Genomic DNA, 14,961 nt, shown 5'->3' on the forward strand with positions numbered 1-14,961 from the left:
GCTAGGTCTCAGGCCAACCGGTTGATCATGTCGGGCCGGAAGCCCGCCCAGTGATCCTCGCCCGCGATCACGACCGGCGCCTGCCGGTAGCCGAGATCCTGCACCATCTCCATCGCGGCGGCGTCCTCGGTGAGGTCGATCACGTCATAGGAGATCCCCTTGGCATCGAGCGCGCGGGTCGTCGCGGTGCATTGCACGCAGGCCGGTTTCGAATAGACGGTGATGGTCATGTTCTGTCCCTTTGTTTGCTGTCGGCAGCGCGGGACAAGGCTCGTGGGCAGGGTGCCGCAGCACATAGCCACGCGCCCGGGCCCTCCGCCGCGGTCGTCGTCTATCTGCTCTGGCAGGTCTCCTGGCTCGCGGCTCGAGCGCCTCGGGGCCCGTCTTCCCGGCGCATCGCACCAGTGACATTCGGACCTAAGGCTCGCCGCTTACAGTTGCGGGGGCAGCGCCGGAATCTCACCGGCTTCCCTCTTCGCCTGCGGAGTGACTCGCAGGAACCAAAGCAACATCATATTGGGTTAATGCGATGACGGCTGTCAATATATAGATTTACCTGCCGCGCGAAATGCGCGCGCGACAGGGCAGTGTCACGCCTCAGGCCCCGTCGCCAAGGGCCCGGATATGCGCCGGGAGGCGGGCGCTCTGGCCATACATGAAGTGGTTCTCCATGCGCTCCGAGAAGCGGCTAGCCTCGGTCTCGCGGCCCACGGCCTCGGCCATTTCGCGGATATGCATCGGGCTCGCCCCGCAGCACACGCCGAGGTAATTCACCCCGATCGCCTGCGCCTCACGCGCGAAGGTGCCGATCTCGTAGCGGTTGCAGGCCAGCGGATCGAGCGCGGTCGGGAAGGTCCGGCCATGCGGCGAGGGGCAGGTGCAGCCGTTGTGATCGGAGAGGTTGAAGAAGGTCGGCTCCTCCTTCGTGGTCCGGTAGGGCACGGGCAGGGCGCCGACATGGCAGCTCACCGCCGCGCGTACCTTGCGCAGCCACGGCATCATCGTCTGCGGCCCGCGGAAGCAGTTCAGCCCGACGACATCGGCGCCCGCCTGTTCGAGCTGCTGGCAGGTCTCGACGATGCCGACTCCGTCCATCATCTCGTTGGCCGCCATCGGCGCGAGCGTCAGCACCACCGGCAGACCCGACGCCTTCGCAGCCTCCAGCGCACAAAGCGCCTCGCCCGCGTAGTAGAAGGTCTCGCCGATGAGGATATCCGCGCCTTCCTCGACCGCCCAGCCGACCATCTCGTCGAACATCGCACGCACCTCGGCCTGCCGCGCCGGATCGGCGGGGTCCCAGATATTCGTATTCGAGATATTGCCCGCCATCAGGTTGCCGGTTTTCGCATCGGCGACCTCGCGCGCGATCTTCAGCGCCGCGCGGTTGAGCGGCTCCAGCAGGTCTTCCTTACCGATCACGCGCATCTTCTCGCGGTGGCCGTTATAGGTGAAGGCCTCGACGATATCGCTGCCGGCGCGCTGGAAATCGACATGCAGATTGCGCAGCGCCTGCGGGTATTCGAGCGCCACCTCGGGCACGAATTCCCCGGCAGTCAGATAGCCGCGCCGTTCCAGTTCGAACAGAAAGCCCTCGGCGCAGATCACCGGGCGCGCGTCGAGCAGGCGGGTCAGTTTGTTGTCATTCATGGAGAGATCCTCTCAGTTCATCCATGACCATCGTTTGGAGTGCCGAGCCTCACAGGGAACGGGGCTGCCGTTCCCTGCTGCAATGGTCCTCGGCCGGGCCGCAGGATGCGACCGCAAGACGAAAAACAGGCTCAGAGGCCGCGTCGGGCGCGAGCGCCGCCGCGCCGGAGCGGCGGGGGCATCTCGATCGGCAGGGCGAAAGGCTGCGGGCGCAGCGAGTCCAGCAGCAACTCGCAGAACACCGCGACGGCGGGCGAGGCTGCGCCGAACGGATAGGCCTGCGTATGGGCGATGATCGCCGCCTTCGCATAGGGCATGTCGCCCGGCAGTCCGCCGAGCCATTCCATGTAGCCCAGCGTGCCCAGCTCACGCGCGCGCAGCGGCGAGATCGGTCCTATATCGAGTTGTAAGAGTGAAAGCGTTCGTTCCAAAAGCATCGCGCCCTCCGCGCAAAACGGCGGAAGTGGTCGCGGCACGGCGATATGCGAGGTCCGATCTGGTCCATCTCTCGTCTCTCCGTCCCAAGGCACCCCGCCCGGGTTTAAGGTGACCGAGATGCGCGCGGGCGCGCATCCGAGATGGCAGGTCTCCTGACTCGCGGGTCGTGGCTTCACCGGACCTTCCCAACCTTTGCAGGTCAGTGGCGTTTCCGGTGGCGCTCGCCGCTTACAGTTGCGGGGGCAGTCACGGAGTTGGGCATCGCCCGCACCGTGTTCCCTTTTCAGCCGACCCGTTGGGGCCGGACACCATCCCGGATTTGATCGCAGGAAAATTCGGCCCTGTCCAGATCGGATTGGGGGAGAGACGAAGATGCGGATGTGGCGGCGCTGGTGTCGGTCGGGAGGGACCTAAGCCCGCCTGCAAACAGAGCGCGCCCGTCTCCAACCCGCGGCCGGACAAGAGGCCCTGCAATGTCCCGCGTTTCCGACTTACAGCCTTACAGCCGCAGGCCCGTCTCGGCATCGAAGACCTTGGCCTTGCCCATATCGACCTCGAAGCTGAAGGGCGCACCCGGGGGCAGGGCGTCTTCCGGGCGGACCCGGGCGATCACCTCGATCTCGCCAAGGGCGAAGACGATCATCGTGTCGGGGCCCGTTGGTTCGACCAGATCGACCGGGCGTTCGAAGACGAAACGATCGGGGCCGGGCAGTTCGGTCCCGGCCATAAAGATCGCCTCCGGCCGGAGCCCCAGAACGACCTTGTGCCCATCGGGTGCGGTGACCCGCTCCGTGAACCTCGCGGGCAGGGGAAAGCGAAGCGCCCCCGCCGTGCCCTCGTCGGTCACCTCCACCGACAGCGCGCCCGTCTGTCCATCGCGCCGCAGGGCGCCGGGCAGCATGTTCATTGACGGCGATCCCATGAAGCTCGCGACGAAGAGGTCGACCGGATCGTCGTAGATCTCTCCGGGTTCGGCCACCTGACGGATATGGCCGTTATCCATTACCGCGATCCGGGTCGCCAGCGTCATCGCCTCGATCTGGTCGTGGGTGACATAGACGACGGTCTTGCCCAGCCGCTGGTGCAGCTTCTTGATTTCGGTGCGCATCTCGATCCGCAGCTTGGCGTCGAGGTTCGACAGGGGTTCGTCGAACAGGAAGACCTCGGGCTTGCGCACCAGCGCGCGGCCCATCGCGACGCGCTGGCGCTGGCCGCCCGAAAGCTGACCGGGCTTGCGGTCGAGATAGGGATGGATCTGCAAAAGCGTGCTGAACTCCTCGACCGCGGTGGCCTGTTCGGCGCGCGGGACGTGGCGGGTCTGCATCCCGAACGTGATGTTCTCGCGCACCGTCTTGGTCGGGTAGAGCGCGTAGGACTGGAACACCATCGCGATGTCGCGGTCGCGCGGCGGGGTGTCATCGACCAGCCGCCCGGCGATTTCGATATGGCCGTCGCTCAGCGTCTCGAGCCCGGCGATCAGGTTGAGCAGGGTGGACTTGCCGCAGCCCGAGGGCCCGACGAGGACGATGAATTCGCCCGCCTCGATCTCGAGGTCGATGCCCTTGATCACCTCGTTCGTCCCGAAGCGTTTGCGCACGCCCTGAAGGGAAATTCCCGCTGCCATTGCTACCCTTTCACCGCTCCGGCCGAGAGCCCGCGCACGAACCAGGCTCCGGCGACGACATAAACCGCCAGCGTCGGCAGCGCCGCGATGATCGCCGCGGCCATGTCGACATTGTATTCCTTCACCCCCGTGGAGGTGTTCACCACGTTGTTGAGCGCCACCGTCACCGGATTGCTGTCTCCGATGGTGAAGGCCACGCCGAACAGGAAATCGTTCCAGATCTGGGTGAACTGCCAGATCACGGTCACCACGATGGCGGGCAGCGACATCGGCAGCACGAGCCGGAAGAAGATCCCGAAGAAGCCCGCCCCGTCGACTTTCGCCGCCTGAATGATGCCGCTGGAAACCCCAATGAAGAAGTTGCGGAAGAACAGCGTGGTGAAAGCGAGGCCATAGACCGTGTGTACGAGGATCAGCCCCGGGATCGTGCCCGCAAGGCCAAGCTGGCCCAGCACCCGCGCCATCGGCAGCAAGATCACCTGAAACGGGATGAAAGCGCCGAACAGCATCAGCGCGAAGATCGTGTCGGCGCCGCGAAAGCGCCACTTGGTCAGTGCATAGCCGTTGAGCGCGCCCAGTATCGTCGAGATCGCCACCGCCGGCACGGTCATCATCACCGAGTTCCAGACATAGGGCGCGAGCCCATTGCAGCGCACGCCCACGCAGGCGCCGTTCCACGCCTTCTCCCAGGCGCTGAAGTCGAACTCTTTCGGCAGGCTGATCAGCGAGCCCTCCCGGATCTCGGCCAGCGATTTCAGCGAGGTCGAGATCATCACCAGAAGCGGGATCAGGTAGTAGATGCAGAACACCCCGAGCACGGCGAACAGCACGGCGCGCATCAGGCTGTGATGCAGCCCCCGGCGCTGGACGATCCCGCTTTTGCTCCGCCCGCTCATCCGCTTGTCTTCCTCAGTTCCGAGTAGAGATAGGGCACGATGATCGCGATGACCGTCATCAGCATCATCGTGGCGCTCGCCGCCGCCACGCCCAGCTCGCTGCGCTGGAAGGCGAAGGAATACATGAAGGTGGCGGGCATGTCGGTGGCATAGCCCGGCCCCCCGCCGGTCAGCGCGATCACCAGATCGAAGCTCTTGATCGCGAGATGGGCGAGGATGATGACGGTGGACAGGAACACCGGCCGCAGCATCGGCAGCACGATCCCGGTATAGGTGCGCCACAGGCCCGCGCCGTCGATCGCCGCCGCTTTCAGGACCTCGTCATCGACCGAGCGGAGCCCGGCCAGAAACAGCGCCATCGCGTAGCCGGAGCTTTGCCAGACGGCTGCGATCACCACCGTGTAGATCGCGTAATGAGAGTTTACCAGCCAGTCGAAACTGAAATTCTCGAAGCCCGCCTGATGCATCAGCCGCTCCAGCCCGAGGCCGGGGTTCAGCATCCATTTCCAGACCGTGCCGGTGACGATGAAACTGAGCGCCATCGGGTAGAGGTAGATCGTGCGGATCACCCCCTCGATGCGCACTTTTTGGTCGAGCAGGATCGCCAGAAGGATGCCGATCGCCATCGAGATCGAGATGAACAGACCCGAGAAGACGAAGAGGTTACGGATCGCCACATACCAGCGTGGCGTCTCCCAGAGCCGGACATATTGGCTCACACCGTCGAATTGGTAGTTGGGCATTACCCCCGACCGGGTCAGCGAGATATAGGCGGTCCAGAGTATGAAGCCGTAAACGAAGAACAGGCTCGCCGCGAAAAGCGGCGAGACCACGATCGCGGGCAGGCGCCGTTCCAGCGCCCGCCCGAACCTTGCCATGGGCCCCGTGCCTCCGGGCATTGCAGGCCCTAGTTTTCCTGCGCGCGCTTGATCGCGGCCGCGAGTTGCTTGACCGCGTCCTCGGAACTCATGTCAGAGTTGAAGAAAGCGGTCACGACGTCGAGGAACTCGCCCCGCACCGAGCGCGGCACCGCCATCTCATGCGCCATCGAGGGCACCAGCGTGTCGTTCTCGATCGCCGCCAGCAGATCGGCGTGCGAGCGTTTGGCGCAGGCGTCGAAATCGTCGAGCGGCACGTCGGTGCGCGCCGGGATCGACCCCTTGGCGAGGTTGAACACCTTCTGGAACTCGGGCGACATGATCAACCGTGCGAGCACTTTCTGGCCCTCGATGCGGTCTTCGCCCTCCACCTTGAAGAAGGTGAAGCTGTCCGAGTTCAGCACGAAGCCTTTGCCCGGCGTGGGCCAGCACAGGAAATCCTTCTCCGGCACTTTGCCGGCGGCAAGGAATTCGCCCTTCGCCCAGTCGCCCATGATCTGGAACCCGGCCTCGCCGCGCATCACCATCGCGGTCGCGAGGTTCCAGTCGCGCCCCGAGAAGTTCGGATCGACATAGCCGCGCAGCTTGCGCAGCTGATCGAAGGACTTGACCATCATGTCCGAGGTCAGAGCCTCCGGGTCGAGCTCCACCAGCGCCTTGCGGAAGAAATCGGCGCCGCCGATGCCCAGCACCACGTCTTCGAACAGCGTCGCGTCCTGCCACGGCTGACCGCCATGGGCGAGCGGCACGATGCCCGCCGCCTGCAGCTTGTCGGCGGCTGCGTTGAACTCGTCCCAGGTCGTGGGCATCTCTTCGACGCCTGCCTTCTTCAGCGCCTCCGGGTTGGCCCACATCCAGTCGACGCGGTGGATGTTGACCGGCGCGGCGACGTATTTGCCCTGGTATTTCATGATCTCGGCCAACGCCGGTGGCAGCACCGAGTCCCAGTTGCCCGCATCCGCCACGGATTGGACGTCGTTGAGCGCGCCTTGCTCGGCCCATTCCTGGATGCCCGGCCCCTTGAGCTGGACAGCCGTCGGCGGATTGCCGGCGACGACGCGGGCGCGCAGCGCCGTCATCGCGGCATCGCCGCCACCGCCCGCGATCGGCGAGTCGATCCATTCGCCGCCCTCGGCTTCGAAGGCTTTCTTCAGTTCTCCGACGGCCTTGGCCTCGCCGCCCGAAGTCCACCAGTGCAGGACCTCGACCGTGCCATCCGCCTGCGCCGCGCTCGCACAGAGCGCGCCGGCGACGCTTGCCGCCGCCATCATGGCTTTACAAATGTGCATGTTTTCCTCCTCCTCCCGGTCGAGTTCGCGGTCCAAGATCGCAGCCCGACACGAGATTTAGGCTGAGACGACAGGCGCAGAACGTCATTGATCTCGATCAACGATTTGTGAATCGCGGGTGAGCCGGACCGGGCAGAGGCGAGTTTGACCCTTGGCATCCCTACGCAAGTCCGGGCGATTGCGCTGCCTGCCGAAAGGCTTACCATCGCCTCGGGATGACTGAAGGCCCCGTGATGCAGGATACCGACGCCGCGCCAGCTTTTGCCGAAACCGCCGAGGCGGTGATCGCGCGTCTGTCCGTCCCCTTTCCGAACGGGCTGAGCGCTGAGGAGGCCGCCACGCGCCTCGCGCGCCACGGCCCGAACGCTCTGCGACGTCCCAAGCCCCGAAGCGCATTGCGCATCCTGCTGCATCAGTTTCAGGGGGTGATCGTCGCGCTTCTCGTTCTGGCAACGGTGTTCTCGCTGGTCATCGACGATATCGTCGAGGCGCTGGCGATCCTCGTCGTGCTGCTCTTGAACGGCGCGATCGGGTTTTTCACTGAGTTGCGCGCCACCCGCTCGATGGAGGCGCTGTTCAGCGTCGCCGAGGTCCGCACCCGCGTCCGTCGGGACGGGATGCTCATCGAGGTGGATGCCCGCGATCTCGTGCCGGGCGATCTCGTCATGCTCGAAGCGGGCGATGTGGTGACCGCCGATCTGCGACTCGTCGAGGCGTCGGGGCTTCATTGCGACGAATCCGTGCTGACCGGCGAGTCCCTTCCGGTGCTCAAGACCACCGAGCCGCTGCCATCCGATGCGGTGCTGGGGGATCGCACCAATATGGGGTTCAAGGGCGCGGCCGTCACACGGGGGGCCGGAACCGGCGTGGTGGTGCGGACCGGCATGGAGACCGAGATCGGCAAGATCAGCCAGCTTGCGATGGCGGCCAGTACGGAACCCACACCGCTCGAACACCAATTGACGCGGCTCGGGCAGCGACTGGTCTGGCTGACGATCGTTCTTGCCGTCGCGATCATCGTCACGGGGCTGGCGCAGGGCCACCCGCTCACCAGTATGATCCAGACCGGGGTCGCTCTTGCCGTGGCCGCGATCCCCGAAGGCATCCCCGTCGTGGCCACCTTGTCGCTTGCGCGCGGGATGTGGCGCATGGTGCAGCGCAATGCCCTGATCAGCCGCCTGTCCTCGGTCGAGACGCTCGGGGCGACGACGCTGATCCTGACGGACAAGACCGGGACCCTGACCGAGAACCGGATGAGCGTGGTGCAGGTCTTGCTCGATGGGGGGAGCGTGGATCTGGATGGGCCGGAGACCGGTATCGCGGAGGACCGTCTGCGCGCCGCGTTGAAGATCGGCATGCTGTGCAACAATGCCGAGCTGGGCGACGGCGATGAGGGCCGGATCGGCGACCCGACCGAACTGGCCTTGCTGAGTGCGGCACGACAGGCGGGGGTGACCGAGGACGGAGCGGAGCCACGCCTGCGCCAACATGCGTTCGAGAGCGACAGTCTGATGATGGCGACCGTCCATGCGTTGCCGGACGGGGGCGCGCTCTATGCGGTGAAGGGCGCGCCCGAGGCGGTGATCGCCTCTTGCTCCGAGGTTCTGGGGGCGGAAGGCCCGCGCCCTCTGAGTGCCGAAGACAAGGCCGACTGGATCGCGCGGAACGCGGACGCCGCGAGCGAGGGGCTGCGTGGGATCGGCCTTGCGATGAAGCGGACGGACGGGGCGGAGGACGCGCCCTATGAGGGGCTGACGCTTGTCGCGATTGCCTGCCTTGCCGATCCGTTGCGCAAGGATGTGCCTCCCGCGATCGCGGCCTGCCAGAGCGCCGGGGTTCGGGTGATCATGCTGACGGGCGATCATGCCGAGACCGCCGCGCGCATCGCGAAGGATGCCGGGATCAGCGGAAACGGTGCGGTGGCGATCGAGGGGCGAGACCTCACAGGGCTCGATCTGGAAAACGCCCCGGAGGAAACGCTCGACCGCCTGCGCAAGGCCAGCGTCTTCGCCCGCGTGGCTCCGGCGACGAAGCTGGACCTCGTCAGCTTCTATCAGCGCGAGGGCGAGACTGTCGCGATGACGGGCGACGGGGTGAATGACGCGCCGGCGCTGAAGAAAGCCGATATCGGCATCGCGATGGGCCAGCGCGGCACTCAGGTCGCCCGCGAGGCGGCGCATATGGTGCTCAAGGACGACGATTTCGCGACCATCGTCGAAGCGGTGCGACAGGGCAGGGTGATCTTCGGCAATATCCGCAAATTCATCGTCTACCTGATGTCGTGCAATCTCTCGGAGATCCTTGTGGTCGGGATCGCCGTGGGGGTGGGGCTTCCTGCACCGCTCCTGCCGCTGCAGATCCTGTTTCTCAATCTCGTCACCGATGTCTTTCCCGCGCTGGCGCTCGGCTTGGGACATGGGGACGGCCATGAGATGCGCCGTCCGCCCCGCGACCGCGCCGAGCCGATCCTCGCGCGCAGGGAATGGGGACGCATCGTTGCGCTCGGGGCGATCGTCACGCTGGCGACGATGCTGGCTTTCGGGGGCGCGCTCTACGGTCTGCGGCTCGAGCCCGCCGCCGCCGTCACCGTGGCCTTCGTCACTCTCGCGCTGGGCCAGCTTTGGAACGTGTTCAACATGCGCGAGGCCGACACCCACGCCCTGCGCAACGATGTGACGCGCAACCCCTATGTCTGGGGGGCGCTTGTCCTGTGTCTTGTGCTGATCGCCGGGGCGCTTTGGCTGCCGGGGCTCTCCGATGTGCTGCAGCTGCCGTCGCCCGGTATCGCGGGGCTGGGGCTCGCCGGGGCGATGAGCCTGCTGCCGCCGCTGCTGGGGCATCTGGTCGTATCGCGCGCAACCCGCAGATAATTTCCGCTCCCGCGTTGAGCCACATCAATGAAACTGCCTCTTGTCTTCGCCTAGGGAAGGTCATGGCCGTTCGTGACAGGGGCGGCCCATCGACTGGCATCACCATGGGAGGAGGCGTGATGACTTGGGCGATTATCCGGAAGCCGGCCGCCGAACGGGCAGCCGCCACGCTGACCGATGAGGTCCGCGAGGCGTTCACCTGGGACACCGCGCGGGCGATGCTCGACGGCTTTCCCGATGGCGGGTTGAACATCGCCTACGAGGCGGTGGATCGCCATGTCGCCTCGGGCCATGGGGCAGACGAGGCGATCCTGTGGCTGGGCAAGTCGGGAGAGCGAGAAAGCCTGAGCTATGGTGACCTCGCCGCCCGGACCGCGCGCTTCGCCAATGTGCTGACAAGCCACGGACTGAAACCGGGCGACCGGCTCTTCGGTCTCGCGGGGCGTGTGCCCGATCTCTACGTAGCCGCGCTGGGCACGCTGAAAGCGGGGATGATCTTCTCGCCGCTCTTTTCCGCCTTCGGGCCTGAACCCTTGCGCACGCGGCTCGAGATCGGCGAGGCCAATGCGCTGATCACCACCGCCTCGATCTATCGCCGCAAGATTGCCGCCTGGCGGGACGTGATCCCGTCGCTGAAACTGGTGCTGATCATCGGCGACGAGGCGCCCGACGATTGCGTAGCCCTCGGCCCCGCGATGGCGGCGGCCTCGGAGGAGTTCGAGACGGTCCGCACGGCCCCCGAAGACCCCGCGCTGATCCATTTCACCTCCGGCACCACGGGCCGCCCGAAAGGCGCGGTGCATGTGCATAATGCGGTGGTGATGCATGCCGCCGCGGGTCGCTACGCGCTCGAACTGACGCCGGGCACGCGCTACTGGTGCACCGCCGATCCGGGCTGGGTGACGGGCACCTCCTTTGGGATCATCTCGCCGCTGGTGAACCGGGTGCGGATGGTCATCGACGAGGCCGATTTCGATCTCGACCGCTGGTATGGCATTCTCGAGCGCGAGCAGATCGAGGTCTGGTACACCGCGCCGACCGCGATCCGCATGATGATGCGCGCAGGGAAAGAGGCGGCCGAGCCTTACGATTTCTCGAAGCTGCGGTTTATGGCCTCGGTGGGCGAGCCGCTCAACCCCGAGGCCGTGGTCTGGGGCAACGAGGTCTTCGGCAAGCCCTTCCACGACAACTGGTGGCAGACCGAGACCGGCGGCATCATGATCGCCAATACCCGCGCGATGGATGTGCATCCCGGCTCTATGGGCAAGCCGCTGCCCGGGATCGAGGCGGGGATCGTCGAGCGTGTCGATGAGGGGCTGCGCGACTGCAAGCCCGGCGAGATCGGCGAACTGGCGTTGCGGCCCGGCTGGCCCTCGATGATGCGCGCCTATCTGCATGAAGAGGCGCGCTACAAGAAGTGTTTCGTGGATGGCTGGTATCTCTCGGGCGATCTCGCGATGCGCGATAGCGAGGGCTATTTCTGGTTCGTGGGCCGCGCCGACGATCTGATCAAATCCTCTGGTCACCTGATCGGCCCCTTCGAGGTTGAAAGCGCGCTGATCGAGCACCCGGCAGTGGCCGAGGCCGCCGTGATCGGGCTGCCCGAGGAGACCGCGGGCGAGGTGGTGAAGGCCTATGTCGCGCTTAATCCGGGCTTCGAGCCCTCCGAAGACCTCGAACGCGACATCCGCGGCCTTGCGCGCAAGAAACTCGGCGCGGCGGTCGCCCCGCGCGAGGTGGTATTCCGCAAAACCCTGCCGAAGACCCGTTCGGGCAAGATCATGCGCCGTCTGCTGAAAGCGCGCGAGCTGGGCCTGCCGGAAGGCGATATTTCGACGCTGGAGAGTGACGAGACATGACTGCCGACAAACCGCACCTGACCCATGACCACATCCGCGAATTGCTCACGGCGATGATCCGTGTGCGCCATTTCGAGGATAAATGCGCCGAGCTCTACACGCAGGAGAAAATCCGCGGCTTCCTCCATCTCTACGATGGCGAGGAGGCGGTGGCCTCGGGCGTGATCCCGCGGCTTGGCCCCGAGGATCGCGTCGTGGCGACCTATCGTGAGCACGGCCATGCGTTGGTGCGCGGCGTGCCGATGGAGCGCGTGATGGCCGAGATGTATGGCAAGGTTACGGGCGCCTCGGGCGGGCGGGGCGGCTCGATGCATATCTTCGATGCCGAGCGGAATTTCTACGGCGGCAACGCGATCGTGGGGGGTGGTTTGCCGCTGGCCGTGGGCCTCGCGCTGCGCGACCGGATGACGGGCGCGCCCAATGTCACCGCCTGCTTCTTCGGCGAAGGGGCTGTGGCCGAGGGCGAGTTCCACGAGTCGATGAACCTCGCGCAGCTCTGGTCGCTGCCGGTGCTGTTCGTGTGCGAGAATAACGGCTACGCGATGGGCTCGGCCCTGGCGCGCACCGAGGCCGAGACCGACATAAGGCGCAAGGCGGCGGCTTATGGGACGACCACGGAACAAGTGGACGGGATGGACGTGGTCGCGGTCGAGGCGGCCACCCGCCGCGCGCTCGCCGCGATCCGCGAGACCGGCAAGCCTTATTTCCTCGAATGTCTGACCTATCGGTTCCGGGCGCATTCGATGTTCGACGCCCAGCTCTATCGCGACAAGAGCGAGGTGGCCTCGTGGCGCGAGAAGGGGCCGATCGTGCGGTTCCAGACCTGGCTTTACGAGACCGGGCTGATGCATCCCGAAGAGGTCGCGCAGATCGAGGCCGGGGTTGAAGACGAGATCGCCGCCGCCGTGGCCTATGCCGAGGCGAGCGAGTGGGAGCCGCTCGAAACGCTCACCCGCCATGTCATGGCCGAGGAGCGCCCCGCGCCGCCCGCGCCGCCCGAACCGAGTGCCGAGACCGTCGAGATGACCTATCGCGAGGCGGTCAAGCAGGGCATCCGCGACGCGATGAGCCGCGACGAGCGGGTCTTCCTGATGGGCGAGGATGTGGGCGCATACGGCGGCTGCTACGCGGTCTCGAAAGGGCTGATGGACGAGTTCGGCGAAGACCGTATCCGCGACACGCCGCTGTCGGAGTCCGGCTTCACCGGGGCCGGGATCGGCGCGGCGGCGGCCGGGATGCGTCCCATCGTCGAGGTGATGACGGTGAATTTCTCGCTGCTCGCGCTCGACCAGATCATGAATACCGCCGCCACGATCCGGCACATGTCGGGCGGGCAGTTCGGCGCGCCCGTGGTGATCCGCCTCGCGACCGGCGCGGGCAAGCAGCTGGCGGCGCAGCATTCCCATTCGCTCGAAGGGTGGTACGCGCATATTCCGGGGCTGCGCATCCTCGCGCCTGCCACGCTGGAGGACGCGCGCGGGATGCTCTGGACCGCGATCGAGGATCCCGATCCGGTGCTGATCTTCGAGAACGTCATGCTCTACAACATCACCGGGAAGATCGCGGCGAATGCGGGGCCGGTCGATATCGACAAAGCCGCGATCCGGCGCGCGGGCAAGGATATCAGCCTGATCACCTATGGCGGCTCGCTCTGGAAGACGCTGGAGGCCGCCGAGGCGCTGGCAGGCGAGGGGATCGAGGCGGAGGTGATCGACCTGCGCTCCCTGCGGCCGCTCGATGACGAGACGATCATGGCCTCGCTTGCGCGCACGCGCCGCGCGGTGATCGTGGACGAAGGCTGGCGGTCCGGTTCGCTCTCGGCCGAGATTGCGGCCCGGATCGGCGAGAAATCCTTCTGGCATCTCGATGCACCGGTGGGGCGGGTATGCTCGGCCGAGGTGCCGATCCCCTATCCCAAACATCTCGAGGACGCCGCCATTCCGCAGGTGCCCGCCATCGTGGCCGCCGTGAAGGCGGCGCTCGGGAAAGGGTAACGCGATGGCCGTTTTCAAGATGCCCTCGCTCGGCGCGGATATGGAGGCGGGCAAGCTGGTCGAATGGCTGGTGAAGCCCGGCGATACGGTCAAGCATGGCGATATCGTCGCGGTGGTCGAGACCCAGAAAGGCGCGATCGAGATCGAGGTCTTCGAGGATGGCGTGGTCGAGAAGCTGGTGGCCGAGCTTGGGCAAGACCTGCCCGTCGGCGCGCCGCTCGCCGTTATTCAGGCACCGGGGGAGACCCTCGCGGAACCCAGTGAGGAAGCGCCGCCAGTTGTGCCGCAGACCGCGGCCGAACCCGTCGCGCCCGTGGCGAAAGCGGCGCCGCCAAGTGCTCCGCCCGCAGCAACCCGGTCGGGGATCGCCGCATCACCCGCTGCCAGGGCGCGCGCGGCGGAATTGGGGATCGCGCTGGAGAATCTCACCGGGAGCGGGCCGGGGGGCGCGATCGTCCTCGCCGATGTCGAGACGACGAAACCCACCGCGGCTCCGTCCCCGGCGCAAGATCGCGGCGCCTATCTCGCCGAGATGCGCAAGGCGATCGCCGCCGCGATGGCCCGGTCCAAACGTGAGATCCCGCATTACTACGTCACCCACACGGTCGACCTCAGCACCGCGAGCGATTGGCTGAGCGCGGCCAATGCGGACCGCCCGCCCGAAGAGCGCATCCTGATGGGCGCGCTCTTGATGAAGGCCATGGCGCTGGCGGCGCGCGAGGAAAAGGCGGTGAGCGGGCATTATGGCGAGGATGGGTTTACGCCCTCCACGGCGATCCATCTCGGCCTCGCCATCGCGCTGCGGGGCGGCGGGCTTGTCGCGCCCGCAATCCTCGATGCCGACAAGAAGAGCTTGCAGGATTTGATGGAGGCGATGCGCGACCTCACGATGCGCGCCCGTGCCGGGCGGCTCAAAAGCTCGGAGATGAGCATGGCGACGCTGACCTTTTCGGCGCTCGGCGAAAGCGGGGTCGAGGCGATGGCCGGGATCATCGTGCCGCCGCAGGTCGCCATCGTGACCGCCGGTGCGCCCGGCCCGCAACCGCTGGTGTGCGACGGCAAGGTGATCGCCGCGCAGGCCGTCACGCTGACCCTCGCCGCCGATCACCGCGTGAGCGACGGGCGGCTGGGCTCGAAATTCCTGACCGCGATCGACGCGAAGCTGCAAACCCCGGAGGAGCTATGACCGAAGACGAAATCCGCAGCGCCTATATCGAGGAGCTCGTGCGCGTCGCCCCCGATCTCGATCCCACCGAAATCGCGGGATCGGACCATCTGCAGGACGATCTCGAGCTCGACTCGATGGATATCCTGAACCTCGTGATCGCGCTCAACCAGCGCTTCGGCGTCGCGATTGCCGAGGCGGATTATCCCCAGATCGCCACCCCGGATCTTGCGGCGGCGTTTCTCGCGCAGAAAATATGACGGGGCGCGACCGGTCTGGTTCGGTGGGCGCCACCTGATGG

Annotated in this window: 12 protein-coding genes and 2 riboswitches; of the genes, 5 read left to right on the plus strand and 7 right to left on the minus strand. The window is 66.2% G+C overall.

Annotation, left to right across the window (positions count from 1 at the left end):
* Positions 1–8: 8 nt before the first annotated feature.
* The 7 genes from nrdH to AXZ77_RS08325 all read right to left on the minus strand — a co-directional run bounded on the left by nrdH (position 9) and on the right by AXZ77_RS08325 (position 6,772).
* Positions 9–230, minus strand: a complete 222-nt coding sequence (nrdH, locus tag AXZ77_RS08295) for a glutaredoxin-like protein NrdH (RefSeq protein WP_098410781.1) — start codon at positions 228–230, stop codon at positions 9–11.
* Between the two features lie 94 nt (positions 231–324).
* Positions 325–520, minus strand: a riboswitch (cobalamin riboswitch).
* A 77-nt stretch (positions 521–597) separates the two neighbouring features.
* Positions 598–1,647, minus strand: coding sequence for a homocysteine S-methyltransferase family protein (locus tag AXZ77_RS08300; RefSeq protein WP_098410782.1), 1,050 nt, complete (start codon positions 1,645–1,647; stop codon positions 598–600).
* 131 nt (positions 1,648–1,778) lie between these two features.
* Complete coding sequence (locus AXZ77_RS08305) at positions 1,779–2,084, minus strand: hypothetical protein (RefSeq protein ID WP_078519181.1); 306 nt, start codon at positions 2,082–2,084, stop codon at positions 1,779–1,781.
* A gap of 125 nt (positions 2,085–2,209) precedes the next feature.
* Positions 2,210–2,413: riboswitch (cobalamin riboswitch) on the minus strand.
* A 171-nt stretch (positions 2,414–2,584) separates the two neighbouring features.
* Entirely contained in the window at positions 2,585–3,709 is a 1,125-nt protein-coding gene (locus tag AXZ77_RS08310) for an ABC transporter ATP-binding protein (RefSeq protein ID WP_098410783.1), read from the minus strand.
* 2 nt (positions 3,710–3,711) lie between these two features.
* A complete protein-coding gene (locus AXZ77_RS08315; RefSeq protein ID WP_098410784.1) occupies positions 3,712–4,605 on the minus strand; it encodes a carbohydrate ABC transporter permease in 894 nt (297 codons plus the stop codon).
* Positions 4,602–5,483 (minus strand): carbohydrate ABC transporter permease, encoded by an 882-nt coding sequence (locus AXZ77_RS08320; protein WP_098410785.1) that lies wholly within the window; start codon positions 5,481–5,483, stop codon positions 4,602–4,604. Before AXZ77_RS08320 ends, AXZ77_RS08315 begins: the two co-directional genes overlap by 4 nt.
* A gap of 29 nt (positions 5,484–5,512) precedes the next feature.
* Positions 5,513–6,772, minus strand: a complete 1,260-nt coding sequence (locus AXZ77_RS08325) for an ABC transporter substrate-binding protein (RefSeq protein WP_098410786.1) — start codon at positions 6,770–6,772, stop codon at positions 5,513–5,515.
* A 233-nt stretch (positions 6,773–7,005) separates the two neighbouring features.
* Here AXZ77_RS08325 and AXZ77_RS08330 point away from each other — a divergent pair, with 233 nt between their 5' ends.
* From AXZ77_RS08330 to AXZ77_RS08350, 5 genes are all read left to right on the plus strand, one after another.
* Entirely contained in the window at positions 7,006–9,642 is a 2,637-nt protein-coding gene (locus tag AXZ77_RS08330) for a cation-transporting P-type ATPase (RefSeq protein WP_218000479.1), read from the plus strand.
* A gap of 119 nt (positions 9,643–9,761) precedes the next feature.
* The gene (acsA, locus tag AXZ77_RS08335; protein ID WP_098410788.1) at positions 9,762–11,501 is read left to right on the plus strand and encodes an acetate--CoA ligase; all 1,740 of its coding nucleotides are present in this window, start codon (positions 9,762–9,764) and stop codon (positions 11,499–11,501) included.
* Positions 11,498–13,495: a pyruvate dehydrogenase (acetyl-transferring) E1 component subunit alpha gene (gene pdhA, locus AXZ77_RS08340; protein ID WP_098410789.1), complete on the plus strand. Its 1,998-nt coding sequence runs from the start codon at positions 11,498–11,500 to the stop codon at positions 13,493–13,495. The genes acsA and pdhA overlap by 4 nt, the downstream gene beginning before the upstream one ends.
* A 4-nt stretch (positions 13,496–13,499) precedes the next feature.
* A complete protein-coding gene (locus AXZ77_RS08345) occupies positions 13,500–14,681 on the plus strand; it encodes a dihydrolipoamide acetyltransferase family protein (RefSeq protein ID WP_098410790.1) in 1,182 nt (393 codons plus the stop codon).
* Positions 14,678–14,920 (plus strand): acyl carrier protein, encoded by a 243-nt coding sequence (locus AXZ77_RS08350; protein WP_098410791.1) that lies wholly within the window; start codon positions 14,678–14,680, stop codon positions 14,918–14,920. The genes AXZ77_RS08345 and AXZ77_RS08350 overlap by 4 nt, the downstream gene beginning before the upstream one ends.
* The last annotated feature ends 41 nt before the right edge of the window (positions 14,921–14,961 follow it).

This window comes from Thioclava sp. ES.031, from assembly GCF_002563775.1.
In the GTDB taxonomy this organism is placed as follows: domain Bacteria; phylum Pseudomonadota; class Alphaproteobacteria; order Rhodobacterales; family Rhodobacteraceae; genus Thioclava.

What these genes read in the sequence shown, in the direction of transcription:
- AXZ77_RS08330 (WP_218000479.1), top strand. Translation starts at nt 7,006, where the DNA reads ATGCAGGATACCGACGCCGCGCCAGCTTTTGCCGAAACCGCCGAGGCG.
- AXZ77_RS08345 (WP_098410790.1), top strand. Translation starts at nt 13,500, where the DNA reads ATGGCCGTTTTCAAGATGCCCTCGCTCGGCGCGGATATGGAGGCGGGC.
- AXZ77_RS08325 (WP_098410786.1), bottom strand. Translation starts at nt 6,772, where the DNA reads ATGCACATTTGTAAAGCCATGATGGCGGCGGCAAGCGTCGCCGGCGCG.
- AXZ77_RS08305 (WP_078519181.1), bottom strand. Translation starts at nt 2,084, where the DNA reads ATGCTTTTGGAACGAACGCTTTCACTCTTACAACTCGATATAGGACCG.
- AXZ77_RS08350 (WP_098410791.1), top strand. Translation starts at nt 14,678, where the DNA reads ATGACCGAAGACGAAATCCGCAGCGCCTATATCGAGGAGCTCGTGCGC.
- AXZ77_RS08300 (WP_098410782.1), bottom strand. Translation starts at nt 1,647, where the DNA reads ATGAATGACAACAAACTGACCCGCCTGCTCGACGCGCGCCCGGTGATC.
- AXZ77_RS08315 (WP_098410784.1), bottom strand. Translation starts at nt 4,605, where the DNA reads ATGAGCGGGCGGAGCAAAAGCGGGATCGTCCAGCGCCGGGGGCTGCAT.
- pdhA (WP_098410789.1), top strand. Translation starts at nt 11,498, where the DNA reads ATGACTGCCGACAAACCGCACCTGACCCATGACCACATCCGCGAATTG.
- AXZ77_RS08310 (WP_098410783.1), bottom strand. Translation starts at nt 3,709, where the DNA reads ATGGCAGCGGGAATTTCCCTTCAGGGCGTGCGCAAACGCTTCGGGACG.
- AXZ77_RS08320 (WP_098410785.1), bottom strand. Translation starts at nt 5,483, where the DNA reads ATGGCAAGGTTCGGGCGGGCGCTGGAACGGCGCCTGCCCGCGATCGTG.
- nrdH (WP_098410781.1), bottom strand. Translation starts at nt 230, where the DNA reads ATGACCATCACCGTCTATTCGAAACCGGCCTGCGTGCAATGCACCGCG.
- acsA (WP_098410788.1), top strand. Translation starts at nt 9,762, where the DNA reads ATGACTTGGGCGATTATCCGGAAGCCGGCCGCCGAACGGGCAGCCGCC.